25 protein-coding genes and 2 riboswitches are annotated in these 25,991 nt (G+C 60.4%); of the genes, 18 read left to right on the forward strand and 7 right to left on the reverse strand.

From position 1 onward, the window contains the following. Positions 1-19 precede the first annotated feature (19 nt). Positions 20-2,368, reverse strand: a complete 2,349-nt coding sequence (locus tag EOI86_RS08035) for a penicillin acylase family protein (protein WP_127764558.1) — start codon at positions 2,366-2,368, stop codon at positions 20-22. Between the two features lie 245 nt (positions 2,369-2,613). Between EOI86_RS08035 and EOI86_RS08040 the strand changes: the two genes are divergently transcribed. Next, positions 2,614-3,591, forward strand: a complete 978-nt coding sequence (locus EOI86_RS08040) for a YheT family hydrolase (RefSeq protein ID WP_161973746.1) — start codon at positions 2,614-2,616, stop codon at positions 3,589-3,591. Beyond that, the gene (locus EOI86_RS08045; protein ID WP_127764560.1) at positions 3,588-4,145 is read left to right on the forward strand and encodes a hypothetical protein; all 558 of its coding nucleotides are present in this window, start codon (positions 3,588-3,590) and stop codon (positions 4,143-4,145) included. Before EOI86_RS08040 ends, EOI86_RS08045 begins: the two co-directional genes overlap by 4 nt. A 60-nt stretch (positions 4,146-4,205) precedes the next feature. Here the strand turns inward: EOI86_RS08045 and EOI86_RS08050 are convergent, their stop codons facing one another. Next, the gene (locus EOI86_RS08050; protein WP_127764561.1) at positions 4,206-5,504 is read right to left on the reverse strand and encodes an O-acetylhomoserine aminocarboxypropyltransferase/cysteine synthase family protein; all 1,299 of its coding nucleotides are present in this window, start codon (positions 5,502-5,504) and stop codon (positions 4,206-4,208) included. A 219-nt stretch (positions 5,505-5,723) separates the two neighbouring features. After that, positions 5,724-5,801: riboswitch (SAM riboswitch) on the reverse strand. Between the two features lie 176 nt (positions 5,802-5,977). On the opposite strand from EOI86_RS08050, the gene EOI86_RS08055 reads away from it, so the two are divergent. The 4 genes from EOI86_RS08055 to EOI86_RS08070 all read left to right on the forward strand — a co-directional run bounded on the left by EOI86_RS08055 (position 5,978) and on the right by EOI86_RS08070 (position 9,962). Continuing rightward, complete coding sequence (locus EOI86_RS08055; protein ID WP_127764562.1) at positions 5,978-7,117, forward strand: acyl-CoA dehydrogenase family protein; 1,140 nt, start codon at positions 5,978-5,980, stop codon at positions 7,115-7,117. 77 nt (positions 7,118-7,194) lie between these two features. Then, the gene (locus tag EOI86_RS08060) at positions 7,195-8,256 is read left to right on the forward strand and encodes an enoyl-CoA hydratase/isomerase family protein (RefSeq protein WP_127764563.1); all 1,062 of its coding nucleotides are present in this window, start codon (positions 7,195-7,197) and stop codon (positions 8,254-8,256) included. Positions 8,257-8,313: 57 nt separating this feature from the next. Further along, on the forward strand, positions 8,314-9,192 hold the full coding sequence (mmsB, locus tag EOI86_RS08065) for a 3-hydroxyisobutyrate dehydrogenase (protein ID WP_127765181.1): 879 nt from the start codon (positions 8,314-8,316) through the stop codon (positions 9,190-9,192). Between the two features lie 311 nt (positions 9,193-9,503). After that, on the forward strand, positions 9,504-9,962 hold the full coding sequence (locus EOI86_RS08070; protein ID WP_127764564.1) for a MarR family winged helix-turn-helix transcriptional regulator: 459 nt from the start codon (positions 9,504-9,506) through the stop codon (positions 9,960-9,962). Between the two features lie 61 nt (positions 9,963-10,023). Here the strand turns inward: EOI86_RS08070 and EOI86_RS08075 are convergent, their stop codons facing one another. The 3 genes from EOI86_RS08075 to EOI86_RS08085 all read right to left on the reverse strand — a co-directional run bounded on the left by EOI86_RS08075 (position 10,024) and on the right by EOI86_RS08085 (position 13,079). Continuing rightward, the gene (locus EOI86_RS08075) at positions 10,024-10,692 is read right to left on the reverse strand and encodes an MlaC/ttg2D family ABC transporter substrate-binding protein (protein WP_127764565.1); all 669 of its coding nucleotides are present in this window, start codon (positions 10,690-10,692) and stop codon (positions 10,024-10,026) included. Between the two features lie 175 nt (positions 10,693-10,867). Then, complete coding sequence (locus EOI86_RS08080; protein ID WP_127764566.1) at positions 10,868-11,836, reverse strand: DMT family transporter; 969 nt, start codon at positions 11,834-11,836, stop codon at positions 10,868-10,870. A 58-nt stretch (positions 11,837-11,894) separates the two neighbouring features. Beyond that, positions 11,895-13,079 carry an acyl-CoA dehydrogenase gene (locus EOI86_RS08085; RefSeq protein ID WP_127764567.1) on the reverse strand — a complete coding sequence of 395 codons (1,185 nt, stop codon included), beginning with the start codon at positions 13,077-13,079 and terminating at the stop codon, positions 11,895-11,897. Positions 13,080-13,279: 200 nt separating this feature from the next. Here EOI86_RS08085 and EOI86_RS24595 point away from each other — a divergent pair, with 200 nt between their 5' ends. After that, positions 13,280-13,567: a DUF6898 family protein gene (locus EOI86_RS24595; protein ID WP_127764568.1), complete on the forward strand. Its 288-nt coding sequence runs from the start codon at positions 13,280-13,282 to the stop codon at positions 13,565-13,567. 169 nt (positions 13,568-13,736) lie between these two features. Here EOI86_RS24595 and EOI86_RS08095 read toward each other — a convergent pair whose 3' ends face one another. After that, positions 13,737-14,192, reverse strand: coding sequence for a Ros/MucR family transcriptional regulator (locus EOI86_RS08095; RefSeq protein WP_127764569.1), 456 nt, complete (start codon positions 14,190-14,192; stop codon positions 13,737-13,739). A 544-nt stretch (positions 14,193-14,736) separates the two neighbouring features. On the opposite strand from EOI86_RS08095, the gene rpiB reads away from it, so the two are divergent. The 8 genes from rpiB (at position 14,737) to EOI86_RS08135 (ending at position 22,202) form a co-directional block, all read left to right on the forward strand. Further along, positions 14,737-15,171, forward strand: coding sequence for a ribose 5-phosphate isomerase B (gene rpiB, locus EOI86_RS08100; RefSeq protein ID WP_127764570.1), 435 nt, complete (start codon positions 14,737-14,739; stop codon positions 15,169-15,171). A gap of 126 nt (positions 15,172-15,297) precedes the next feature. After that, positions 15,298-16,602 (forward strand): serine hydroxymethyltransferase, encoded by a 1,305-nt coding sequence (gene glyA, locus EOI86_RS08105; protein WP_127764571.1) that lies wholly within the window; start codon positions 15,298-15,300, stop codon positions 16,600-16,602. A gap of 245 nt (positions 16,603-16,847) precedes the next feature. Then, entirely contained in the window at positions 16,848-17,312 is a 465-nt protein-coding gene (gene nrdR, locus EOI86_RS08110; RefSeq protein WP_127764572.1) for a transcriptional regulator NrdR, read from the forward strand. Beyond that, on the forward strand, positions 17,299-18,384 hold the full coding sequence (ribD, locus tag EOI86_RS08115) for a bifunctional diaminohydroxyphosphoribosylaminopyrimidine deaminase/5-amino-6-(5-phosphoribosylamino)uracil reductase RibD (protein WP_240035590.1): 1,086 nt from the start codon (positions 17,299-17,301) through the stop codon (positions 18,382-18,384). Before nrdR ends, ribD begins: the two co-directional genes overlap by 14 nt. A 98-nt stretch (positions 18,385-18,482) precedes the next feature. Next, on the forward strand, positions 18,483-19,673 hold the full coding sequence (locus EOI86_RS08120) for a CaiB/BaiF CoA transferase family protein (RefSeq protein ID WP_127764573.1): 1,191 nt from the start codon (positions 18,483-18,485) through the stop codon (positions 19,671-19,673). Continuing rightward, positions 19,670-20,554: an HpcH/HpaI aldolase/citrate lyase family protein gene (locus EOI86_RS08125; RefSeq protein WP_127764574.1), complete on the forward strand. Its 885-nt coding sequence runs from the start codon at positions 19,670-19,672 to the stop codon at positions 20,552-20,554. The genes EOI86_RS08120 and EOI86_RS08125 overlap by 4 nt, the downstream gene beginning before the upstream one ends. Before the next feature lie 20 nt (positions 20,555-20,574). Next, entirely contained in the window at positions 20,575-20,823 is a 249-nt protein-coding gene (locus tag EOI86_RS08130; protein WP_127764575.1) for a hypothetical protein, read from the forward strand. A 23-nt stretch (positions 20,824-20,846) separates the two neighbouring features. Beyond that, a complete protein-coding gene (locus tag EOI86_RS08135) occupies positions 20,847-22,202 on the forward strand; it encodes an NAD(P)H-dependent oxidoreductase (RefSeq protein ID WP_127764576.1) in 1,356 nt (451 codons plus the stop codon). Positions 22,203-22,530: 328 nt separating this feature from the next. On the opposite strand, the gene EOI86_RS08140 is transcribed toward EOI86_RS08135, so the two are convergent. Further along, positions 22,531-23,310 carry an SDR family oxidoreductase gene (locus EOI86_RS08140; RefSeq protein ID WP_127764577.1) on the reverse strand — a complete coding sequence of 260 codons (780 nt, stop codon included), beginning with the start codon at positions 23,308-23,310 and terminating at the stop codon, positions 22,531-22,533. 187 nt (positions 23,311-23,497) lie between these two features. Continuing rightward, a riboswitch (FMN riboswitch) is annotated at positions 23,498-23,663 on the forward strand. A 73-nt stretch (positions 23,664-23,736) separates the two neighbouring features. On the opposite strand from EOI86_RS08140, the gene EOI86_RS08145 reads away from it, so the two are divergent. The 3 genes from EOI86_RS08145 to ribB all read left to right on the forward strand — a co-directional run bounded on the left by EOI86_RS08145 (position 23,737) and on the right by ribB (position 25,991). Next, positions 23,737-24,171, forward strand: a complete 435-nt coding sequence (locus EOI86_RS08145) for a 6,7-dimethyl-8-ribityllumazine synthase (RefSeq protein WP_127764578.1) — start codon at positions 23,737-23,739, stop codon at positions 24,169-24,171. Between the two features lie 28 nt (positions 24,172-24,199). Beyond that, on the forward strand, positions 24,200-24,802 hold the full coding sequence (locus EOI86_RS08150; protein ID WP_127764579.1) for a riboflavin synthase: 603 nt from the start codon (positions 24,200-24,202) through the stop codon (positions 24,800-24,802). Positions 24,803-24,878: 76 nt separating this feature from the next. Beyond that, positions 24,879-25,991 (forward strand): 3,4-dihydroxy-2-butanone-4-phosphate synthase, encoded by a 1,113-nt coding sequence (gene ribB, locus EOI86_RS08155; RefSeq protein ID WP_127765183.1) that lies wholly within the window; start codon positions 24,879-24,881, stop codon positions 25,989-25,991.

The following is a 25,991-nucleotide window of genomic DNA, read 5'->3' on the forward strand; positions in this document are numbered from 1 at the left end:
GGCAGCCTATCATGACCCCCTAACGGGGATTGAGGACGAGTATTCGCTCCGCCGCCGGATCGATATCCCCAACGCGTCCGCCGCTGCGGAAATAGCGACCGTCGCGCCAATCGTCCAGCAAGTCGTCGTAATGCGGGGAAACCGGATTGCCAGATTGCCCGCCGGCCAGCGAAAAGCGGCTGTTCGCCAAGTCAGCCAGGTCATAGACGGCCCGGTAACCCGCACCGTGCCCATGGCGGAACAAGGGGTCGCTGGATGGCGTGCTCTGTCCGCGGTTCAGCGTATGATCGCCGCCAGATGTTTCGATGCGCAGATTGGCAAACCCGTTCAAGCCGGGCAGGCGGCCGAGGAACCTGTTCTCGAAGATTGCCACATGGGCCGCGCCCCAACGCCAATCGGCGATGTCGTCGCCGAAACGCTCCTGCAACTGGGTTACGGTTTCATCCAGCGATGCCGACAGTACCTGGGCGCAATCTTCGGTCTCCGCGGTCTGCACGTCGTCGCACCATGCAGCTTCTTCGCCCTTCAGGACGTTGATCAGGAACAGTTCCTGTTCCTGCCAATAAGGCGGGTAGGCGCCTTTCACCTCGTCCTTGGCAATGGCCAGCGTCAGGACGTTCAGCCAGGTCGCATAGATCAGCGGCGCGGCCTTGTCGCGGTCCATCGATCCGTCCCATTCGGACAGCAGCGCCAAAGCCTCTGTTGATTCCTCACCATCCGGTTCGGCCACCAACAACAGCGGCAATATTTCCGTGGCTGCGCCGGATACGATGTCCAACTGCCAATCGATGTTTTGCGCCACGTCAGTCTTGCTCATGCGTTCCAGCAGCATATCCAGCCGTTTGGCGCGGAAAGCGGGCGGCCATTCCGCGGAGATCAAGTGCGGAAAGGTTTGGTCCACCAGGCGGTTATTGGCGTTGCGGATGATGCCGGACGGCGGGTCGACCACTTTCGGCAATTCCGCGAAGGGGATCATGCCGATCCAATCGTAGGAACCGGAGCCCCCATCGACCGGCAGCAGACCGTTGCCGTTTGCGCGCATCGGTATTCTGCCGGGCGCGATCAAGCCGATACTGCCCTGACTGTCCGCGAAATGAATGTTTTGGACCGGCGCGCCGTAGAACCGTGTCGCCTCCAGAACCGCCTGGGCGTTACCGGCCCGGTTTAACCGGTAGAGTGCTTCTGGCGTGCGGTCCGCCACATCCAAACCGGGAAAGGCAAGGGCCGCGGTGACGGTGGGGTCGTTTCCGTCTTTCTCCCAAAGGTCGCTGACGATGGGGCCATGGCGGCTGGACCGGACGGAAAGGCTGATCGGGTCGCCGAAGCGGACCGTGATTTCTTCTTCCCGATACTCAAAATCATGCCAACCCGCCGGGGTCTTGTACTGCCTGCCATCGGGCGAGAGAGTTTCGATGAACAGATCCTGCGTATCCGCATAGGTCGTGGTTAAGCCCCAGGCGACCTGGGCATTGTGGCCCAGCAGATGGAAGGGAACGCCCGGAACCGTCACGCCGGTCACTTGCAGATTGGGCGCATCGATGCGGGCGAAATACCAAAGGTTCGGGGCGGTAAAACCAAGATGTGGGTCGTTGGCCAGGATCGGCGCACCGGTCACCGTGTGTTGGCCGGATATTACCCAGGCGTTCGAGGCCGTGTCAGATTGTAGTTCCGCCGGGGCGGGGACATATCGGTCCAGCAAGGCCTTGGCCGCGGGCGGAAGGGTGACCGGTCCGTTCGGTTCCGCGCCCGGCAGCAAGGCACGAACCTTCTCCTCCCCAAGTTCCCGCAACAGTCTTTCCCGCGCCTGTTCGGACCGCATATTCGTGGCGAGTTGGAAGGCCATCATCCGGGCCCAGACAATTGAATCGGCAGGCACCCAAGGTTCCGGTTCATGGAACAGAAGTTGGAATTCAGGCGGCAGAGGGCGGTCGCGTGTTTCGATCCAGGCGTTCACGCCTTCCGCATAGGCGTCAAGGCTGGCCAGAACGTTGGGCGACAGATGCTGCAACTGCGCTTCCGCCAGCCGGTAAAAGCCGAGTGTGCGGATATAACGGTCCAGGCCGATCATGCTGGATCCCAGCAGTTCCGACATCCGGCCGGCGCCGATCCGGCGTGTCATCTCCATCTGCCACAGGCGATCCTGTGCATGGGCGTAACCCAACGCGTAATAAGCATCGTGGTCGTTCGCGGCGTGGATGGTCACCAAGCCGTGTGCATCGCGATCTATCGCGGCTTGGGCGTGAAGTCCGGGCAGGGATAGCTCGCCGGCGAGGTCGGGCAGAGACATCGGGAAGCGGATGGCAAAGAAACCCACCGCCGCGACGACGGTCACCATGATGAAGGCCAGTATGCCAATTACCCAACGCATTTTCTTACCCGCTCCCCTTTCGGAATCTTGTCTGTTGCCAGTCTTGTTTGGCGCGATCCAATCTCTACCTTTGCGATGGGACCGTGCTGCGTTCTTGCGGTAAGTCAGGGCGAATACCTAGCGCGCGGCGGGACGGAAGACCACCACCGGAAGGTTACAAAACGAGGATGAGGCAAAACGTGAACGCAGGGGCTGACAGTGCCGGCGTTGCGACGCCGCCTAACGGAAGGGGCCGGTGGCCGGGTTTGCATGACGACCCTTTCCAGCCCCGCGCCCCTTGGCTGAACGGTGACCTCCAGACCATCCGGAATTTCCTGGTTGTCGAAGGCTTGGGGCGGGGTTTGACGCCACCTCCTTCCCGCCGGATGGAACTGCCGTTGAACGACGGCACCGGGGACACACTATTGGCAGACCTTTCCGAAAGCACGGGCGGCCGAGGATTGGTGGTTCTGGTCCATGGGCTCAGCGGCTGCGCCGCTTCCGCTTATATGAAATCCTCCGCCGCGGCTTTCGACGCGGCGGGTTATTCCACGCTACGCCTGAACCTGCGGGGGGCGGGGCCGTCGGCGGGGCTTTGCGGCGATTGCTATCACAGCGGTCGGACCGAAGACTTGGCAAACGGCCTTCGGGCGCTGGACGCAAGGGGGGAGGGGATTTTCCGGCGCGGTCTGTACTTCATCGGCTTTTCCCTCGGCGGGAACATGCTGCTGAAATTCCTGGCTGAGTATCGCGATGCGTTTCCCATCACCGCCGCGGCAACGGTTTGCGCCCCGATTGATTTGGCGGCGGCTTCGCGCTGGTTCGACCGACGCCGGAACCGGATCTATCAACGGCGTTTGCTCGATTGGATGCGGCGCGACACGGTGCGGCTGCCGCTGACCGCCGGGATGCACGACGCGGTGCTCGCGGCCAGAACAGTTTATGAGTTTGACGAGGTTTTCACCGCGCCACGGTTCGGGTTCGAGGACGCGGCGGATTACTACGACAATTGCAGCGCTCGACGCTTTCTGGATCGGATCGAAACGCCTAGTTTGCTGGTCGAGGCGAAGGACGATCCTTGGGTACCAAGCGCCAGCTACGACGCGGTCGATTGGCACGCTCTGCCGCATCTTCACCGTTTGTCCGCCGAGGGCGGAGGGCATGTCGGCTTCCACGGTCAAAGATCTAAAATTCCTTGGCATGATAGGAAGATTATTGAGTTTTTTAAATGGGTTAATGGATGAGGCTGAAGAACAAAATTAAATCAAGAGACTGGTCAAATACGACGCGCCGGCGGTTCCTTTTGCTGTCCGGGGCGGCGTGCCTGGCGCTGCCGTCGCACCTGCGCGCGGAAATCCTGACCAAGGGCAGTTTCGGCGGCCGAGAGGCATACCTGAAACGTGTCCAAGGCCTGTCCGGCGCGCTTGGCGCGGTCCCCAGGACTGATCCGTCGAAGCGGGCCGAGTTGCGCGCGATTGCGACAACCTTGTCGGCAGCCGTCCAGGACCTGTTGTTCAACGAAGCCCAGGCCCGTGGCGGCAAGGTCGCCCCGCCGGCTTCCGCCTTGCGCGCGCCGGACAGTACCGGGTCGGTCGCGGTGGGGAATGGCGATGCCGTGCCGCTGAGTGAGGTGCCGAACGATTGGCTGTTGCTGCAAGGGGGGGCGGTTCAGGACGATGTGGCCGACCTCGTCGCCTTGCTGGAGGATGAGGGTGAAGCTTTGTCGTCCCCCGCAATCCAGGCGCTTGTCGGGTCCATCACCTCGGCTGTGGCCGCTATCGACCGGCCGGGGAGCTGACGGAAAAGAAAACGCCGGGGCCTTTCGGCGCCCGGCATCTGCTTCAGTGAAGTGGAGCCGCTATTTCTGTGACGCTTCCAAAGCCTGTTTGAGGTCGGCGATGATGTCGTCGATATGCTCGATACCGATGGATAGGCGGACATAGGAATCCGTCACCCCGGTCGACTGCTGCTCTTCCGCGCTCAATTGCGAATGGGTGGTTGTGGCCGGATGAATGGCAAGCGACCTTGCATCCCCGATATTGGCGACGTGATAGAATAGCTTCAGCGCATCGATAAACTTCGCGCCGGCTTCCTTGCCGCCCTTGATGTTGAACCCGACCAAAGCGCCCAGGCCCTTTTTCAGATAGGTTTCCGCTCGGCGCTTGTCCTCGCCCGTCTGGACGCTGGGATGAATGACGCCATCGACGGCGGCATGGGATTTCAAAAAATCGACCACGCCCAATGCGTTGGCGTTGTGTTCCCGCATCCGCAGCGGCAGCGTTTCGAGCCCCTGGATGAACTGGAAGGCGTTGAAGGGACTCATCGCGCTGCCCAGGTCGCGCAGCAAGGTTACGCGGGCCTTGATGATATAGGCGACCGGGCCGATCGGCTTGACCGCTTCGGTCCAGACCGCGCCGTGATAGCTGGGATCTGGTTCGTTCAGATAAGGCTGACGCTCCTTGAAATCTTCCCAGGGGAAGGCGCCGCTGTCGACGATCAACCCGCCGATCGAGGTGCCGTGCCCGCCGATATATTTGGTCGATGAATAGACGATGATGGCCGCGCCATGGTCGAAGGGTCGGCAGCTGACCGGCGCGGCGGTGTTGTCGACGATCAGCGGGATGCCTAATTCACGGCCGATGGCGGCGACTTCCGCGATCGGGAAGACCCGCAGCTTCGGGTTTGGAAGGGTTTCCGCATAATATGCACGGGTTTTGCTGTCCGTGGCGCGGCGGAAGGCTTCCGGGTCGGACGGGTCGACGAAGCGGACTTCGATGCCCTGGTCCTTCAGCGTATTGGCGAACAGGTTCCAGGTGCCGCCATACAGGTCGGTGGAACTGACGATATTGTCCCCGGCACGGGCAATATTCTGGATGGAAAAAGCGCTTGCTGATTGCCCGGACGCCACGGCGAGTGAGGCGACGCCGCCTTCAAGTGCCGCGATGCGCTGTTCCAGCACGTCGACGGTCGGGTTCATGATCCGGGAATAGATGTTCCCGAGCTCTTCCAGCGAAAACAGCTTGCGGGCGTGTTCCGCGCTTTCGAATTGATACGATGTGGTCTGATAAATCGGAACCGCGACTGCGTTTGTGGTTGGGTCGGCGCGATAGCCCGCATGCAGGGCGATGGTTTCGGGGTTTTGGCTGTTGGTGGTCATTGCGACACCCTCCGTTTGTAACCGTTTTTGATACGCTTTTTCACTACGAGGGCACGTTTCCGTGTCGCTTTAGCTGTTGTTCACGCGGAGCAAGCTGTCCCTCAAATCACCGCGGACCCGGCCTCGATTTTCGAGGATGGATCGTTGCGCTGGTTTTCGTCTGTTGCGATGCGGGGAGGGCAATAAAAAACCGGCCCAAAAAACGGCCGGTGAGAGGGGGAGTGATCCCCGAAACCCTCTTTAGCCGTTTTTATAAAGCGCCCGCAAGCTAGGACTCAAATCAGCGCTGAGGCGAAAATTAGTCGAAACGGCCGGTGGGTCAAGGGCCTATAATCAGACATGAGATTTTTCATATCCGATTGAAGCGCAGGCAACAGATTGATCAAGCCGGCGGGGACTACTATTCACAAAACAGCGATAACGGGCCGCGCGTTTGCCGCGGGAAAGCCGAAGAGCAGAGTGAAGGGGTGGAAATGGATTTTTCCTGGTCTGAGGAACAAACGGCGTTCCGGGACATGGCGCGCAATTTCGCACAGAACGAAATGCTGCCCCATGCCGCTGAATGGGACGAGAAGTCGATCTTTCCGGAAGAAACCTTGCGGCAGGCGGCCGCGCTCGGTTTCGGGGGGATCTATTGCGCGGAAGAGCATGGCGGATCGGCGCTGACCCGGCTGGACGCGGCGATCATTTTTGAGGAATTGGCCGCGGCCTGTCCCTCGACGGCAGCCTATATATCCATCCACAACATGGCGGCCTGGATGATCGACCGTTTCGGCGGGGACGAACAGCGTGCCCGCTTTCTGCCCAAGTTGATGACCATGGCGCATTTCGCCTCCTACTGCCTGACGGAACCGGGGGCGGGGTCCGATGCGGCCAGCCTGCGCACCCGTGCTGTGCGCGACGGCGATGACTATGTCATTAACGGCAGTAAGGCATTCATTTCAGGCGGCGGGCGCAGCGACCTTTATGTCACGATGGTCCGGACCGGCGAGGACGGCCCGGGCGGCATCACCTGCATCGCGATTCCCTCAGATACGCCGGGCATCAGTTTCGGCGCGCAGGAAAAGAAGCTCGGCTGGCATTCGCAGCCGACCTCTATGGTGATGTTCGAGGATGCGCGCGTTCCGGTTTCCTGTCGGATCGGGGAGGAGGGCGAGGGGTTCAAGATCGCCATGCAGGGGCTGGACGGCGGGCGGATCAATATCGGCGCCTGTTCGCTGGGCGGTGCGCGGGCGGCGCTGGAAGCGACCAGGACCTATATGTCGGAACGCAAGCAGTTCGGCAAAGCGCTCGCCCAGTTCCAGGCATTGCAATTCCGCATCGCCGACATGGCGACCGAATTGGAAGCGGCCCGCCTGATGCTGCACCGGGCGGCGGCGCTGGTCGACAAGAAGGACCCGGACGCGACGATGCATGCGGCGATGGCGAAACGCTTCGCGACCGATGCCGGGTTTGAGATCTGCAACCAGGCGCTTCAGCTGCACGGGGGATACGGTTATCTGCGTGACTACCCGATCGAACGGTATCTGCGCGACCTGCGTGTCCATCAAATCCTGGAAGGCACAAACGAAGTGATGCGTTTGATCATCGCCCGACGCCAGTTGGCGGGTTAATCTGCCGCCAAATCCAAACCTGTGCGGCGGTTCGTTCCCGCCGCTTGTCTTATCAATCGAGTGAGTAAGGAAATCCGATGACAGAAGAGGCGGAAGCCCTTTTTGAAACACGCGGGCCATTGGGCCTCGTCACCCTCAACCGTCCCAAGGCGTTGAATTCGCTGACCCTGAACATGATCAGGCTGATCGACACGCAATTGCGTGCTTGGGCCGATGACGACGCGGTCAAGGCGATCGTCCTTCTGGGCGCGGGTGAGAAGGCTTTTTGCGCCGGTGGCGATGTCGTCAGCCTGGCCAAGGAATGGGACGGGGTCGAACAGCTGCGGAAGGATTTCTTCCGGGAGGAATATATCCTCAACACGCTCATCCATACCTATCCGAAGCCGTATATCCCGCTGGTCGATGGCATATCCATGGGCGGCGGCGTCGGCATGTCGGTACACGGATCCCACCGTGTGGTGAGTGAGAAAGTGCTGTTCGCCATGCCGGAAACGACCATCGGCCTGTTCCCGGATGTCGGCGGCACCTGGTTCCTACCCAAGTTGCGGGGGGAAGTCGGGGCCTATCTGGCGCTGACCAATGCACGGTTGAAGGCCCCGGATGTGGTCTATGCGGGCGTATACGATTCCTTCGTGCCCAGCGCGGACCTGCCGGCGTTGCTGGACGCGCTGGCGGCCGCGGATTGGCAGTCAGATGACGGCCATGCGACGGCAGGTCAGGTGATCGACGGGTTCCACAAACATGCGGGCGAACCGACCCTGGCTGCCCATCAGGCAGTCATCGACCGGTGCTTCGGCTATGACAGTCTGCCGGAGATCCTCGCCGCCTTGGACGCGGACGGATCGGATTTCGCGGCCCAAGCGGCGCTGGCGATTAGGGAAAAGTCGCCTTTGATGTCGTCGGTCACCTTGCGGCAGCTTCGCAAGGGCGCGCCGCTCAGCTTCGAGGATTGCATGATCCTGGAATACCGGATGACCCAGGCCTGTATGGCGGGGACGGAATTCTTCGAAGGCGTCCGGGCATTGTTGATCGACAAGGATAAGAACCCGAAATGGTCGCCTGCCGATTTGCAGGACGTGACGGAGGAAATGATAGAGCGTCACTTTGCCCCCTTGGGTGCGCAGGATTTGACGCTCTAATTTAGTGAAACGAATGGAAATGAGGCCGGTCGAACCGGCCTTCCTGGGAGGAAAATGATGTCTGTGGTCGGATTTATCGGTGTCGGAAACATGGGCGGGCCGATGGCCGCCAATTTGATAAAGGCCGGTATGACGGTTAAGGCCTTCGATCTGTCGCAAGAGGCAGTCGACAAAGCCGTCGAGGATGGGGCGACCGCTGTCGGCAGCGCGGCGGAAGCGGTTCTCGACGCGGATGTGGTCATCACGATGCTGCCGGCCGGCAAGCATGTCCGCGCCGTTTACGAGGGCGAGGTGATTGGCCATGCCAAGGAAGGGGCGCTGTTCATTGACTGTTCCACGATCGACGTGGAAACGACGCGCGATGTGAACAAGGCGGCCGCGGAAAAAGGCTTCGACATGGTGGATGCCCCGGTTTCCGGCGGGATCATGGGGGCGGCTGCAGGAACGCTGACCTTCATGTGCGGGGGAACCGACGCGGCCTTCGCGCGGGCCAAACCGTTTCTTGAAGTCATGGGCAAGACCATCGTTCATGCAGGTGGGGCCGGGAACGGCCAGGCGGCCAAGATCTGCAACAACATGATGCTCGGCATCCAGATGGTTTCGGTGTGTGAGGCCTTTAACCTTGCCGAGAAGCTCGGCCTGGATGCGCAGAAACTGTTCGACGTGTCATCGACCGCCAGCGGGCAGTGCTGGTCCATGACCACTTATTGCCCCGTGCCCGGTCCGGTTCCGACATCGCCGGCCAACCGGGATTATGCCCCTGGTTTCACGGCGGCGATGATGCTGAAGGATATGAACCTGTCGCAGGATGCAGCGACTGCTTTCGGCGCGGAGACACCTTTGGGCGCGCGGGCCGCTGCCTTGTACGATCAGTTTTGCGCGGAGGGGTCAGCGGATGTCGACTTCTCAGGCATTATCAAAATGCTGAAAGGGTAAAGCCCGGCGAGGCGGCCTTGATGTGTGCTTCACGTGCGCCAAAGGCAGGCCCTCATCCAGTTTTGAGGTCTCCGATTCGGATTGGCTAGCGGTTCAAGCCCACGAAACTACTGATTCTTGGCACTAAATGTGTATGTTTGACGCGGTATCGTAAGAGATTTCCGCACGGCGCTTGTGTAATTGTGTAAGTAACGGCAAATTTGGATTTGGGTTACAGATAAGCACCTGTAATCCTGTTGTGGTAGGGGGAGAGCGGTTCGCTCGTAAGCGTCCTGCACTTTGGTCAACATAAGAATGTAAGAGGGCTTCCCGTGAAGGAGCGTTATCTAGATGTCATCCGATTGATTGAGCGATTGCATCGGCAATTTCTTGAAGTGATCAAAGGCGAGCTCGACAGGGCGGGCATCCGGGACATCAACAACATCCAAGCCCTGATCCTTTACAATATTGGGACCGATGAGTTGACCGTGGGTGAACTGACCCACCGGGGCTACTATTTGGGCTCCAACGTTTCCTACAACGTCCGGAAGATGGTCGAGAACGGTTATCTGGTGCAGGAACGGTCCTCGCACGACCGTCGCTCCGTTCGTGTCCGTTTGTCGGATAAGGGGTTGGAGGTTCATAAGGCGGTGAACAACATCATCGACTCGCAGGCCGAGCGCCTCGGCGAAACGGGGATCACCGACAGCCACTTGGATGGCACGGGACAAGTGCTTACGCGGCTTGAGCGGTTCCTGCTGCACACATTCGGCTACGCGTCGCCACGCTGAGGCGGTGGCGTCGGATCGGACCAACGCACAACCACATGTTTCGACTTGCGTGGACGGCCCCTTAGCCTGACGTTTTGGGAAGGTTATCCAGCTTTTCCTGTAGCAATGACATCAGGCCTTCCAGGCCCGACCGCCGGACGACGGAATCGAATTCCGAACGCTGGGTTTGCAGCATGCTGACCCCCTCGACGATGACATCCACGATCTTCAGTTTCTCGTTGGCCGCAGTCTTGACGCGCCAGCCGGCTTTAATGGGCGGCGAACCGTCGTTGGAGGTGATGGCGGTGATCACCAGGGCGTCTGTCTTGCCGGCCTGTGAAGTGCCCGTGACTTCGAATTGTTGTCCGCCATAACCGCCCAACCGGCGGGAATAGGTGCGGACCACGAATTCCGAGAAAAGGTCCACATAGGCTTTCCGCTGATCATCCGAGGCTTTCCGCCATTCCGGGCCCAACACGAAGCGGCCCATTGTCTCTAGCTCCAGATGTTCCCGGAGCAATCCCTCGACTGTTTCTTCCCGTTCATGCAGGGGCTTTTCCTTGTCGGCGAGGACCGCAATTGCTTCCTCACCCAATTCCTGCAGGAAGGCGGCGGCTTCCTTTTGGTCCGTTTTTTCCGCGGCTTCTACGATGCCGGGCGCTGCAAATGCCAGAATGGCGGTAAAAAAGCAGAGCGCCATGCCGTCGCGGAGAGGGTGGAGAAGTGCGGGAATGTTCAGTGAAACGTTCATTTATAAAGCCAGTCCAGGGTTTTGTTGCTTGGGGGAATAAGCGCGATCGGTTGTGTTCCGATCATCTATATCGTCGTCCTGTACGGGGACTTCTATAGGGAGGCCTCCGGTTCCGCCAGTTACAATCCTGAAATCGTGATCGTCAAACACGGACCAGGGGGCTGGCGGGTTGCTGTCAGGCGGCGCGCCGACGACGGATCGTCGTCCCGATTGCGGCGGTGATCAGAACCAACCCGATGATGTCCGTCGCGGTCAGCGTCTCGCCGAGCAATACGGCGCTGAGGCTGATCGCCGCGAATGGCACGACAAGCGAACCGAGTGCCGCAAAGGTCATCGTCGTCTTGGAGAGGATCGTATACCAGGAGACCACTCCAACGCAGATGCTGAAAACGGCAACGGAGAAAGAGGCCAGAACGGCTTCCAGGCTAACGGTCCCCATCCATTCCGTACCATCGATGATGGGCGCGGCGATCAGAATTGGAATGCCGCCCAACACCATCTGCCATGGGATCAGCGTGTAGACGGGGGATTCGAACCCGGCGCGCTGCTGCAGGATCGATCCGAACGTCTGACAGAAGGAGGCGGCCAGGATCGCGGCGATCCCGATGAAAGAAGGCTCGACGGCAAAAAGATCCTCAAAGGTCAGGAAACCGATCGCAGCCAATGCCAGGACGATCCCGAAGGCACGCCGGACCGTGACCGGCGCCTTGTAGAGCAGCATTTCGATGATCATCGCCCAAAGCGGGGTGGTGAAGGCCAGCAATGCCGCGCGCCCGGCGGGCAGGGTCGTCACCGCCAGGGCCGAAAGGGAATACCACAAGGCGACGTTCAGCAAGCCGATCCGGATGATCGCAGACCATTCCCAGCGCTTGGGCAGGATATTTCGGTTCTTGATCCAGCCGACCATGAACAGCGTCATCGAGCCGGCGACCACCGAAATGAACCGGAAACTCAGGACCGGGATTTCCGCGACCGCCAGTTTCATCATCGGCCATGTCGATCCCCAGGCCAGCGCCAAGACAAGCAGCAACAGCCAAGCCGAGGCCGGAATGCCTTGGTCCTGCGAAGCCTGCATTGTCTGGGCGCCTGAGACGGGCCTGCCGGGCGGCGGGGGCCCGGCGGACACGCCGTCTTGGGGTTTCATGACTGGTTGGCCTGTTCTTGCGGGCGTTGCGCCCGCAGCGGGTCTTTAACTCATATCCTTACATGAAGGCTTGAAGACCGGTCTGCGCCCGGCCGAGGATCAGCGCGTGTACATCGTGCGTGCCCTCGTAGGTGTTGACCGCTTCCAAGTTCATGACATGGCGGATGACGTGATATTCATCGGAAACGCCGTTGCCGCCATGCATGTCGCGCGCGGTGCGGGCGATATCGAGGGACTTGCCGCAGGAATTGCGCTTCAGCAGCGAAATCAGTTCCGGCGGGCATCGGCCCTCGTCCTTCATCTGCGCGGCACGCAAGCATCCCTGCAGACCCAGTGAGATTTCCGTCTGCATGTCGGCCAGTTTCTTCTGAATCAACTGCGTGGCTGCCAGCGGACGGCCGAACTGTTTGCGGTCCATCGTATAGTCGCGCGCGGCGAACCAGCAGAATTCAGCAGCGCCAAGGGCGCCGAAGGCAATGCCGAAGCGCGCATTGTTCAGGCAGCCGAAGGGGCCCTTCAGGCCTTCCACGTTGGGCAGTAGATTTTCTTCGGGAACGAAGACATCGTCCATCATGATCATGCCGGTGACCGATGCCCGCAGCGAGAATTTGCCCTCGATCTTTGGGGTTTCGAACCCGTCCATGCCGCGTTCCAGAACGAAGCCACGGATCACGCCGTCTTCGGTCTTGGCCCAAACGACGGCCACGTCGGCGATCGGGGAATTGGTGATCCAGTTCTTGGCGCCGCTGATGCGGTAGCCGCCGTCCACCTTCTTGGCGCGGGTCACCATGGAACCGGGATCCGACCCATGGTCGGGCTCGGTCAGGCCAAAACAGCCTACCCATTCGCCGGACGCCAGTTTGGGCAAGTATTTCTTGCGTTGTTCTTCACTGCCATAGGCATAGATCGGATGCATGACCAACGAGGATTGAACGGAAAAGGCCGAACGATAGCCGCTATCGACACGTTCGACTTCCCGCGCGGCCAAGCCGTAGGCGGTATAGGATACGCCGGAGCAGCCATATTCTTCGGGCAAGGTCATGCCCAGGAAGCCCATATCGCCCATTTCCTTGAAGATCGACCGGTCGAATGTCTCATTCCGGTTCGCTTCCAGCACACGCGGCATCAGTTTTTCCTGACAGTACTGGGCGGCACTGTCGCGGATCATGCGATCCTCTTCGCTCAGTTGCTCATCAATCTGGAAGGGGTCTTCCCACTGAAAGCGCGCGCGCATCTCGGTCATGTTTTAAATCTCCTGACGGGTACTGGATGTCTTACCGTTTCAGCTGCGTTTTAAGGCCTGTCGTCCCTGGCGCGTGCCGAAACGGTTTCGTGTCTGTATGATTGCGGATGTCTTATGACTCAGGGCCCAATAAGTCGAGCCTGTATTAAGAAAGAGTGCTTCCACGATATGGCTGACTTCAGGCCAAGGGCGCTGCGCCGATGACCGAAAAATTCCAATCGAAACTGCTGCCGCAAGGCGCCTTGATCGAATATATCCCTCGCGGGGCCTATGTGAAGGTCTGCGCCGTGGATCCGGTCACGCGGGAGGAGGTTTCCATCGTCGGCGATGCCCGGTCGGGGTCGAAACGCCTGTCGCAGGAAGCGGTCAAAAAACTGGAATACGTTTTGCGTCGGAAACTGGAACAGAAAGCAGCCGGGCAGTCTGGCGCTTCCGGCCCTGCTAACCGCAGCAAACGGTCCGAAACGCCAAGTGGCTGGGACCTCTGACGTCCCGAACCGTTCCGTCCGTTATCTCGAGAAGGGAAAGGCATTTTCTGACCTAAAGGGCATCCCTCAAATGGAAGGGGCCGTCCTTCTGGACAGCCCCTTTCCCGGCACGTGCTCCTCTCGCGCCTGGCCGTGATCTCTTCTGGACCCGGCCTTATTCGTTAATGCGCTACATCATTGCGCGGCCGTCACCCTTGCGGGGAGATGGGCCTTTGCCCAGACCAATCTTCTTCGCGAAGGCCGAACGCTGAGCTGCGTAATTCGGCGCCACCATCGGATAGTCGGGCGGCAGCCCCCATTTCGCGCGGTATTCTTCGGGCGTCATGTCGTAGTTGGTACGCAAATGCCGCTTCAACATCTTCAACTTCTTGCCGTCTTCCAGGCAGACCAGATAATCCGGCGTTACCGACCGTTTCACCGGCACCGCGGCCTTCGTCGCCTGCTGCTTGGGCTGGCGCGCTTCCGCCGGGCCCAACTCGCACAAAGCCTTGTGAATCGTATTGATCACGGAGGGGACCTCCTTCGCGGAAACGCTATGGTTTCCAAGATAGGCCGCCGCAATATTCGACGTCATCCGCAGTATGTCCCCTCGGCCGTCGGCCGCAGACCGCTTCTGATCACTCATGCAAGAAGTCCTTTCAATCGCAAAAACTTGCTTCAGAAAACCGCCGGCTAGACAGTCAGGAACCGATGGAGACGATCCTGTATGCCGCGCTGCGAATCGGCTGAGAGCAAATACATCCTTCCCCTAAACCAGTCAGGCGAACCCAATCGGTTTTTTATGTCCTGAAGCCTAACGAAGACTTAACACTGCGATCAGCTCGGTGCGAATACCTGCCCCAATGAGATGATTCTTAAGATCGTCAATACTAAAGCACCGGGGGAAGTGGAATTCAATATTGAAATTGCTTGGATACTAATAGAATTCGTCTTTTTACTTCCAAATAGTCAATTCGAACTAGTCTTTTGTTGTCCGGACCGAAGGGCTGGCTTCGCTACGCTTCCTGTGATATCGACCGCCGCAGGTAAACCCGACAAATGGCGGTGACGCGTGGTTGGCCGGTTTCCCCTCGGAAAACGGCGGCTGTTTGTATCCTGTCATCCGGTGCCCTTGCGCGGCGCCTTTTGGGTTAAAGAAGGGGGCCGGCCTGCAAGGGGTCGGGATATCGATGACGGACGAGACTATCGCGATTGCCGGCGACCATGCGGGCCTGGAATTGAAGAACGCGCTTGCTGAACAGCTGCGAGGGATGGGCTTTTCGGTCCTCGACCTTGGCACCAATACCGGGGACTCGGTCGACTATCCTGACTTCGCGGACAAGTTGGCCGATGCTTTGAAGACCGGACCGGCGCGGCGCGGCGTTCTTGTCTGCGGCACCGGGATCGGGATTTCGATCGCGGCGAACCGGCATCGCCATCTTCGTGCCGCCCTGTGCCACAACGCGACCGATGCGCGGCTGTCGCGGCAGCACAACGACGCGAATGTCCTCGTTCTCGGCGCCCGGACATTGGGCGCGGAAGTGGCGGCGGACTGCCTGAAGACTTTCTTAGCGACCGAATTTGAAGGCGGCCGGCATCAGCCGCGCGTCTCCAAGATGTCGTAAATCGCCGCTGCGCCGATATTTCCCGCCCCAGGCGGGGCGTATCAGCATGGCTTCGCTTAATCGATGCTTTTCAACGGGCATAGGACGACCAGGACCCGCCATGCGGGCGCCAAGAGGGGATAGAAGATGAGCAGTGCAGGACCCACCATGGATCTCGACCAGTTTTTCGGCCGTGACTTGAGCGAAGCCGACCCGGCTGTCTTCAAGTCCATCAAGAACGAATTGGGCCGGCAGCAGGAAGGGCTGGAGCTTATCGCTTCCGAAAACATCGTCAGCCGGGCGGTGATGCAGGCCATGGGCTCGGTCATGACCAACAAATACGCCGAAGGCTATCCCGGGCGGCGCTATTACGGTGGCTGCGTCTATGTCGATGACGCGGAACAGCTCGCCATCGAACGTGCCTGCCAACTCTTCGATTGCTCCTTCGCCAACGTTCAGCCGCATTCCGGCGCCCAGGCCAACCAGGCGGTCTTCATGGCCCTACTGCAGCCGGGCGATACCTTCATGGGGCTTTCCCTGGCCAGCGGCGGGCATTTGACCCACGGCGCGGGGCCGAACCAATCGGGTAAATGGTTCAATGCGGTTCAATACGATGTGCGTAAGGAAGACGCGCTGATCGACTTCGATCAGGTTGAGCGCCTGGCGCAGGAACACAAGCCCAAGCTGATCGTCGCGGGCGGCTCGGCCTATCCGAGGATCATCGATTTCAAGCGCTTCCGCGAAATCGCGGATTCTGTCGGTGCTTATTTCATGGTCGATATGGCCCATTTCGCGGGGCTGGTCGCCGCCGGCGTCCACCCGAACCCGCTGGACTATGCCCATGTCGCGACGACGACGACGCACAAGACCCTGCGCGGCCCGCGCGGCGGCATGGTGCTCAGCCGCGACGAAGCGCTGGGCAAGAAAATCAACTCAGCTGTCTTCCCCGGCTTGCAGGGCGGCCCGCTGATGCATGTGATTGCCGCCAAGGCCGTCGCCTTCGGTGAGGCGCTGACACCGGAATTCAAGGCCTATAGCCAACAAGTCGTCGACAATGCCAAGGCGCTTGCCCAGACGCTGGTCGATGGCGGCCTGGATATCGTCTCCGGCGGCACGGATACCCATGTCATGCTGGTCGATCTGCGTCCCAAGGGCGTGACGGGCAACATCGCGGAAAAGAGCCTGGAGCGGGCAGGGATCACCTGTAACAAGAACGGCATTCCCTTCGATCCGGAAAAGCCGGCTATCACGTCCGGCGTGCGCTTGGGAAGCCCGGCGGCGACGACGCGCGGCCTGGGAACGACTGAATTCGTGGAGCTGGGCAAAATGATCGTCGAAGTTCTGGACGGCCTTGCCGCCAATCCGGAAGACAACACGGCGGTCGAGAACAGCGTGCGTCAGCGCGTTGAAGCGATCTGCGACAAGTTCCCGATCTACAAAGAACTGTACTAAGTCCATATCCAGCTCATTTGCGGGGCCGGCGGAGAATTTTGCGCCGGCCCCATTTTTTTTCTGCCGAGTAAGGCACTTTTCATGGGCTAGATGTTGTAAGAACAGGGGTGCCTGTCGCAATATAGGCCGGTCATCGGAAAACGCCGGTTCGGGACAGTTACGGGGACTTCAAGCCGTCCCGCGACCCTGAAAATCGGTCGAACATTTGGATAAGGTATCGTTTTGGGGTACCGGGGAGTGAAAGCATGCGCTGTCCGTTTTGCGGCAATGACGACTCGCAGGTGAAGGATTCTCGTCCGACCGAGGACCATGCGGCGATCCGCCGTCGGCGCTTGTGCACGAATTGCGGCGCGCGTTTCACCACCTTCGAACGGGTCCAACTCCGTGAACTGACGGTGATGAAGAAGAACGGGCAGCGCGAAGCCTTCGATCGGGAAAAGCTGCTCGGCTCCATGCGGACATCCCTGCGCAAGCGGAATGTAGATCCCGAACGGATCGAACGGGTGGTGAATTCCATCGTCCGCCGCCTCGAAAGCAGCGGGGAGAGCGAAATTCGCGCCGAGACCATCGGTGAGATGGTCATGGAGGCGCTGCATCAATTGGATCAAGTCGCCTATGTCCGGTTCGCGTCTGTCTACCGGAACTTCCGCGAAGTAAGTGACTTCGGTGCCTTCATCGATAATGAAGTGCGGCCGGATGGCGACGACTGAACAGGCTGCACCCGCCAAAGACGGCGGGTCGCGTTTTTCCGAAATTGATAAACGGCATATGCGGACCGCGTTGGGCTTGTCCCGACGGGGGCTGGGCAATGTCTGGCCCAATCCTGCCGTCGGCAGCGTGGTGGTGAGTGCTGACGGCATGGTCGTCGGGCGCGGCTGGACCCAGCCGGGCGGACGGCCCCATTCCGAAGCAATCGCCCTGGAACGCGCCGGCGCGGCGGCCATGGGCGGCACGCTCTATGTCACGCTGGAGCCATGCAATCATTACGGAAAAACACCCCCGTGTACGGAGGCGATCATCGCGGCCGGCGTCGCCCGGGTCGTCGGCACGTTGCAGGACCCGGACCCGCGCGTGTCGGGCAGCGGGTATGACCGTTTGCGGCAAGCGGGCGTGCAGGTCGACCTGGGCCTGATGGCCGATGCGGCGCGCCACGCCAATGCAGGTTTCTTCAGCCGCCTTGCCAAGGGGCGACCCTGGGTGACCTTGAAAATGGCGATTTCCATGGATGGGCGCATCGCGCTCGCCAGTGGGGAAAGTCAGTGGATCACCTGTCCCGAAGCACGCCAGATTGCCCATAAGTTGAGGGCCGAGAACGATGCGATCCTGGTCGGGATCGGCACCGTCATGGCCGATGACCCGCAACTGACTTGTCGCCTGCCGGGCTATGCGGGGCGGCAGCCTGTCCGCGTCGTTCTGGACGGCAAGGACCGTATTCCGCCCGGCGCTGCGATATTGAGCAACGATGCGCCGACATGGACGGACCGTGATTTGGGGAACGGCGCGGGTGAGCGTCCGGACCCGGCATCCATGCTGGCGGCGATGGGTGATCGGGGCATTACCCGCCTGTTGATCGAAGGCGGGGGAAATGTCGCCGCGGCCTTCATTGCCGCCGATCTGGTGGACGAGATCATTTGCGTCTCCGCCCCGATGGTGATCGGGGGTAACGGCATTCCGGTCGTCGGGCCGACAGCGGCAACCGAACTTGCCGGTCTGCACCGGTTCCACCGGGTATCCGTCGAACCGGTCGGCAGCGACACGATGGTGCGCTATATCCGCAATTGAGCGGGCGCGCGATCCGCCGATTTCGTCATTTCACCTTTTATGGGACGCGGCGGTTGGGCCATCTACCGCCTTCCGGGGTGTCATGGTAGAGCAATGGCATGACGGAACAGCATATACCCAAAGCCAGCGCCATCCTCGCCGACATGCGGATCATCGATTTGTCGCGGGTTGTGGCTGGCAACATCACGACGCAGGTCTTCAGCGATCTGGGCGCGGATGTCATCAAGGTCGAAAACCCGACGACCGGCGACAACCTGCGCAACTGGACCTGTCAGGGGCTTGAGACCTGGTGGAAAGTCTATGGGCGGGGCAAGCGGTCCCTCGGCCTGGACCTGCGCGCGCCGGAAGCGAATGACATTCTGAGAGGTTTGCTGGCGAGCGCCGATGTGCTGGTCGAGAATTTCCGGCCCGGCACCTTGGAAAAGATGGGCCTGGCGCCGGAAGAGATTTGGAAGATCAACCCGCGCGTCGTCATTCTGCGGATTTCCGGCTGGGGACAGAGCGGCCCGTTTTCCCATAAGGGCGGGTTCGGATCGTTGATCGAGGCCTATTCCGGCTTTGCCGCCATGAACGGTTTCGCGGATCGCGAACCGGTCCTGCCGCCGTTTGCCATGGCGGATGCCTATGCGGGCGTTTTCGGCGCGGTGGCGATCCTGGCCGCGCATCGCCAGGCCCAGGCGACGGGGCAGGGCGATGTCGTCGACATGTCGCTGCTGGAGCCTTTGTTTTCCGTACTCGGTCCCTTGACGCTGGAAGCCAAGCTGACGGGCAGATCAACACCGCGCCAGGGATCCAGTTCGCCAACCCATGCGCCGCGCAATGTCTATGAATGCGGGGACGGAAAATTCGTCGCGCTTTCCGCCGCGACCGAGGCGATGGTGCGGCGTCTGTTCGAAGCCATGGGCAAGCCTGAACTGGGCGAGGATCCGCGTTTCGCGAACCATGCCGCGCGCATCACCCATCGCCACGAATTGGATGATGAAATCGAGGCTTTCCTGAAGACCCGCGACCGGGCGGCCAGCCTCGACCTGTTCGACAAGGCGGGCGTCACGGTCGGCCCGGTGATGGATGCCGGCGATTTGCTGGAAGACGATTTCATGCGGGTGCGCGGCGCGCTGGTCGATCAGCCGGACACGGAATTGGGGACCATTCCCGCGCCGGGCGCGCCGATCCGTTTCGGCAACGCGCCCACCCGTGACATGCGCTCCGCACCCAGGATCGGCGAACATACACAAGAAATTTTAAAAGAGCTGGGGTTCGAAGCGCCGGCGCAAGGGGAGGCTGAATGAGCCAAGACGGAAATAGTTATGGCGCAAAGACGTTCCTGGCCGATGCGCGGTCGATCATGTTCCTGTCGCCCTTGTCGGAGAAGCATCTGAACAAGGCGCCTGAGACGGGGGCTGATGCCGTGATCCTGGACCTGGAAGACGCCATTGCGCCGGACCAGAAACCGGCCGCACGCGCCGCCCTGAAAGGCGCGGTCGCGACCCTGCGCGGGCTTGGCCTGAAAAAGATCCTGGTGCGGGTCAACGCGCCCTGGCTGCTTGCCATAGAGGACATTGCCGCCGCGGTGGAAGCGGGAGTCGATTGCCTCACCGTGCCGAAGGTGGAGGGCGCGGACAGGGTTTCCGTGATTGCCCAATATCTCGAAGAACTTGAGGAACAGCGCGGGGGCGGGAACCGCACGCTGATGTTCCTGCAAATTGAAACCGCGTTGGGGGTGGAGAACCTGTCCACCATCCTGCGCGCCTCCGACCGTGTTTGCGGCACCATGCTGGGGCCGGAGGATTTCGCGAAGGACATGGGCCACAGCCCGACTATTGCCGCGAACGACTGGGCCAATATCGCCGTACTGAACGCCGCGCGCGCGGCGGGCGTGACGCCCATCGGCTTCCCGGGGTCGATCACCATCATCCGCGACATGGACCTGTTTCGCGCCCAAGTGGAACGCGCCAACGAATTGGGGTTCCGGGGCGCGGCCGTCGTGCATCCGGCGCAGGCCGCCATGGCGAACGAGGTGTTCTCCCCCAGCGAGGCGGAAATCGAGGAAGCCAAGAAGATCGTCGCCGCCGCCGACGCCACGACGGCGGGCGCCTATATGGTCGACGGCAAGATGATCGACGCCCCCATCGTAGATCGCGCGCGGGCAACGCTGGCGCGGGTGCGCTGAGATAGCCCGGATATGAGCTAATGACAGCTGAGTTCAAAGGACAGGTTTACACCTACCTTGTCGGTAGCGATGTTAGCCGCGATGGCATGTACCTCGAGCTCGGTTCCGGATCTGACGGTGCCAATACAATCGCCGAGATTTTCTACTCGGATATCACTCACGAGATGACCGTTACACTCTACAAGCCGGATCTACCGCTCGAGGTCCTCGAATGGGCAATATCGGAGGCGAGAGATCGTCTTTCGGTATCTAAAGAGCTGAACAAATAGCCTCTGATAGCCAGGAGACTCGCATGAACCTTTTCCCCAAACTCCAGAAGCGTGCAGAGGAAGGCAATCCGATCCGGGTCGGGCTGATCGGGGCGGGCAAGTTCGGCTCCATGTTCCTGGCCCAGGCGTCGCGCCTGCCGGGCATTCATGTGGTCGGGGTCGCCGATCTGTCGCCGGACAACGCGAAATCCAACCTTGATTTCGTGGGTTGGCCCACCGAGCGCTATGCGGCGGCCAATCTGGACGATGCCTTCGCCAAGGGCACGACGCATGTGGGCGAGGATGCCGCCGCGCTGATCGCCCATCCGGGAATTGAGATCGTGATCGAAGCGACCGGCCATCCACCCGCCGCTGTCGAGCATTGCCTCTACGCTTTCGGGCATGGCAAGCATGTCATCAATGTGACGGTGGAAGCGGATGCCTTTTGCGGTTTCGGTTTGGCCCAGGCGGCGGAAAAAGCGGGCGTGATCTATAGCATGGCCTATGGCGACCAACCGGCGCTGACCTGCGATCTGGTCGATTGGGCGCGGACCTGCGGCTTCATCGTCACGGCGGCGGGGCGCGGGCATAAATGGTTGCCGAAATACCGTGCCTCCACGCCGGAAACGGTCTGGGACCATTGGGGTCTGACCAAGGAACAGGCGGAACGCGGACGGCTGAACCCGAAGATGTTCAACGCCTTTCTGGACGGGTCGAAGCCGGCCATCGAATCCGCGGCCATCGCCAATGCGACCGGCCTTGCGGTGCCCGCCGAAGGCTTGCTGTTTCCGCCGGGCTCCGTCGACGACATCCCGACCCTGATGCGCCCGGAATCCGAAGGGGGCGTCCTGGCGCATGAAGGCATTGTGGAAGTCGTCTCCTGCCTGACGCGGGACGGCGAGCAGATTCAGAACGATATCCGCAAGGGCGTCTGGGTCTGTTTCCGGGGCGATACGGATTACATCAAAAACTGTTTTGAGGAATACAAGGTCACCACCGATCCCAGTGGACGTTACATGTCGCTGTTCAAGAAATGGCACATGATCGGTCTGGAGCTGGGCGTTTCCATCGCCGCCGTGGGCTTGCGCAAGGAAGCGACCGGTTTCGCCACCTGCCACAATGCGGATGCGGTGGCCGTCGCCAAGCGTGACCTGGCCGCCGGCGAAATGCTCGACGGGGAAGGGGGCTATACCGTCAGCGGCGGCTTGCGCCCGTCCTCCATTTCCGTCCCGCAAGGGCATTTGCCGCTCGGCCTTGCTCATAACGTGAAGCTGCTGACCCCCATCAAGGAAGGCGCAGTCGTCACCTGGGCGGACGTAGAGGCTGACACGACATCGGCCGCCTATGAGCTGCGCAAGGAAATGGAAGTGGCGACGCTCGCGAAGCAGAAGGCGGCTTAGCCCAATTCAAACCTTATTGTGAACGCAGCTCCGTCACCCTTCTGAGGTTCGTAGATAATGCGACATGTCGAATGTTCTGCCTCTTGGCGCATAACGCGGCAACAGTTCGGCATTTGGTGAGTCCTACCAGGATAACCCCCAATAATTCGATGCAGTTCTCCAGCATTAATCTCGACATGGGGTCGCTTCTGACGCTTTGCTCGCGCAATCTGAGCGCGGATCTCATTTCTAAAATCTTCCGAATTTACCATTACTTGTCACCTCAAACGTAAGTCAACATATGAGGGTATTTACACCGCTGGCTTGGGATGATCGAATCTTCCTCCCTCTACTGGTTTAGGTCGCGAGGATGCTGCGTTTCCGTATTGCCGTCGATGGCGATGATCTGGCCGGAGATGCGCTTGCCGCGGTCTGAGCAGAGATAGACGATCATATCGGCGACTTCCTCAGCATCCACGAAACACGCCATCGATGTGCCAAGCGTGTACATGGCGCGGACATGATCTTCCGTCACGCCTTCGGCCTTGGCATGGGCGGCGACGACGCGGTCCATCCGGTCGCCGTTGACCGATCCGGGCGCGATGGCGTTGACGCGAATATTGTCGCGACCCAGTTCCATGGCCCAGGTCTTGGTCAGACCGACGACCGCGTATTTCACCGCGGTATAGGGGCTGCGGTTTGGAAAACCCATGATGCCGGCGGTGGAGGTCAGGTTCACGATGGCGCCGGAATGCTGCTTCTTCATCACGGGCACCACGCGGCGCACGCAATAGAATTGGGAATCCAGACCGACGGCGAGGCAGGAACGCCAGCCCTCGTCATCGATCTCTTCCACTGCGGCGGTGGGCCCGGCGGTTCCGGCATTATTGATCAGGAAATCGACACCGTCGCCCAAGATGGGGGAGAGCCAGGCATCCACCTCGGCTGATTTCGACACATCGACCTTCGCGCCGGTCAGGCCTTCCGGCAGGGCGGCCAGCGCCGCTTCGTCAACGTCGCAGACGAAGACCTTAGCCCCTTCGCCCTGTAACGCCTTTGCCGTCGCCAGTCCGATGCCCGACGCGCCCGCCGTGATAACCGCCCGTTTGCCTGTAAGATCCGTGTCCATTCCAGTAAGCCCCCACACAAAAAATCTATTTGGCGCGCAAGCTACACCATGCGGAGCCCATTCTTCGATCCAAATTCTTTCGTCCTAGGCCGTGATGCTTTTGGGGCTGTTGCGCATGAATGGCGAAAAAGTGCGTTTCCACTGCCCGGGCGTCATTGATTTTCGGGATTTTAGCTGCCACTTCTCTTTTCGTTCTCAGGGCGGGGCGAAATTCCCCACCGGCGGTAAGCGGCCCAGTTGCCATGATTGGCCCGTAAGCCCGCGAGCGCCTTCTTCATTGTCAGGGGGAAGGGTCAGCAGACCAGGTGAGATTCCTGGGCCGACGGTCATAGTCCGGATGGAAGAGAACATGCGACCGGCCCGCATCCGCGGGACGTGCCGTGTGTGATCGCCTTGGGTGACGTGTCACTAGGAAAGGGGATCACCGTGGGGCAAACCCGATACGCCTTCGTTAAAGCCGCCTGGCATGCGGATATCGTCGACCAGGCGCTTGCCGGTTTTCAACAGATCATTCCCGCTGATCAGGTGGATGTTTTCACCGTGCCGGGGGCGTTCGAACTTCCCCTGTTTTCCCGCGACCTTGCGCGTACCGGAAAATACGCGGCGGTGGCCGCGGCCGCTTTCGTCGTCGATGGCGGTATCTATCGTCATGACTTCGTGGCGCAGGCCGTGGTCCATGGGTTGATGCAGGCCGGGCTGGATACCGGCGTGCCCATCCTTTCCGTGTCGCTGACGCCGCATCACTATCAGGAAACGGATCACCATACCGGCATCTTCAAGGACCATTTCGTCCAAAAGGGTTGGGAAGCCGCGCAGGCCGCGTTGTCGATTGTCGAGGCACGGGCCGGCATTGCCGCTTAAACGACGTTTGGATTGGGACGGATAAACCATGTTTACAGGCATCATCACCGATATCGGCAGCGTCAAGTCCATCGAGCAACGGGGCGATACGCGCTTCGTGATCCGAACACGATACGATATGGATGGGGTCGATATCGGCGCGTCGATCTGTTGTTCCGGCGCCTGCCTGACGGTGATCGAAAAGGGTAAGGACGGAACTGCGGATTGGTTTGCCGTGGATGTCAGCGCCGAGACGCTGTCCAAGACGACGCTGGGCGATTGGCGGGCGGAAACGCCGATCAACCTGGAACGCGCGTTGAAGGTCGGCGACGAATTGGGCGGCCATATCGTCAGCGGCCATGTTGACGGCGTCGGCACGGTCGTGGACAGCACGCCGGAAGGCGACAGCGTGCGGTGGGTGTTCGACGTGCCCGATGAAATCGCGCCGTTCGTCGCGCCGAAAGGCTCGGTGGCCATCAATGGCGTGTCGCTGACGGTGAATGAGGTTGAAGGCAATCGCTTCGGGGTCAATATCATCCCGCATACGGCGGAACACACGACATTCGGCACGCTCGCGGTCGGCGACAAGGTTAACCTTGAGGTGGACCCGCTCGCCCGATATGTTGCGCGCCTTCTTGAGATGAAAGGTTAAGGCTTTGGCCGATACGCGCCCTCTCGCAACGGTGTCTAAGCAGGATGTCCGCCGTGCGGCGGAAGACCTGCATTTTATGTCGTCGATTGACGAGATCATCGATGACGCCCGCAACGGCCGGATGTTCATCCTGGTCGATGACGAGGACCGGGAAAATGAAGGCGACCTGATCATCCCGGCGCAAATGGCGACACCGGAGGCGATCAACTTCATGGCCAAGTTCGGCCGTGGCCTGATCTGTCTGGCGCTGACGCCGCAGCGCGTCGAACAACTGGGCCTGGAACTGATGTCGCGGTCCAATGCCAGCCGGTTCGAAACCGCCTTTACTGTATCCATTGAGGCGAAGGAAGGTATAACCACCGGCATTTCAGCGCCCGACCGGGCCCGAACGGTCGCTGTCGCGATCGATCCCATGAAAGACGCGGCGGATATCGTGACGCCGGGCCATATCTTCCCGCTCAGTGCGCGGGAAGGGGGCGTGCTGGTCCGCACCGGGCATACCGAAGCGGCTGTCGACATTTCCCGTCTGGCGGGGCTGAACCCGTCGGGCGTGATCTGTGAGATCATGAACGATGACGGCACCATGGCGCGGCTGCCGGAACTGATCGCTTTTGCCCAGTTGCACGGTTTGAAGATCGGCGCGATCAACGACCTGATCGCCTATCGCCGCCGCAACGACACGCTGGTCGAACGCGTCGGGTCGCACAGCTTCCCGTCGGCTTTCGGCGGCGAATTCACATCCCACGTCTATCGCAACATCATCACGGGCGGTGAGCATGTCGCCCTGGTAAAGGGAACCATAACCGGCAAAGAGCCGGTCTTGGTTCGCATGCATGCGGTGAATGTTTTCGAAGATATGCTGGGCGATACCGAACAAGGGCGGAACGGCCAATTGCAGCGCGCCATGGCGCAGATCGGCGAAGCGGGCAGCGGTGTCGTCGTTTTGATCCGAGAACCCGCGGCGACGGCTGTTTCCGACCTGGTCAAACGCCTTTCGGGCGATGAAAGCCATACGGGCGAAAGCGGCGCCACAAACGAATTGCGCGACTACGGGGTCGGCGCACAGATATTGCTCGACCTTGGCATCCGCGAAATGCGATTGCTGTCGAATACTGAACGAACCGTTATTGGGCTGGACGGATACGGCCTGAGCATCGTCGAACGGGTCCCCATATCCGAGGAAAATTAA

It is taken from the genome of Hwanghaeella grinnelliae (assembly GCF_004005845.1).
Classification (GTDB): Bacteria; Pseudomonadota; Alphaproteobacteria; order UBA8366; family Aestuariispiraceae; genus Hwanghaeella; species Hwanghaeella grinnelliae.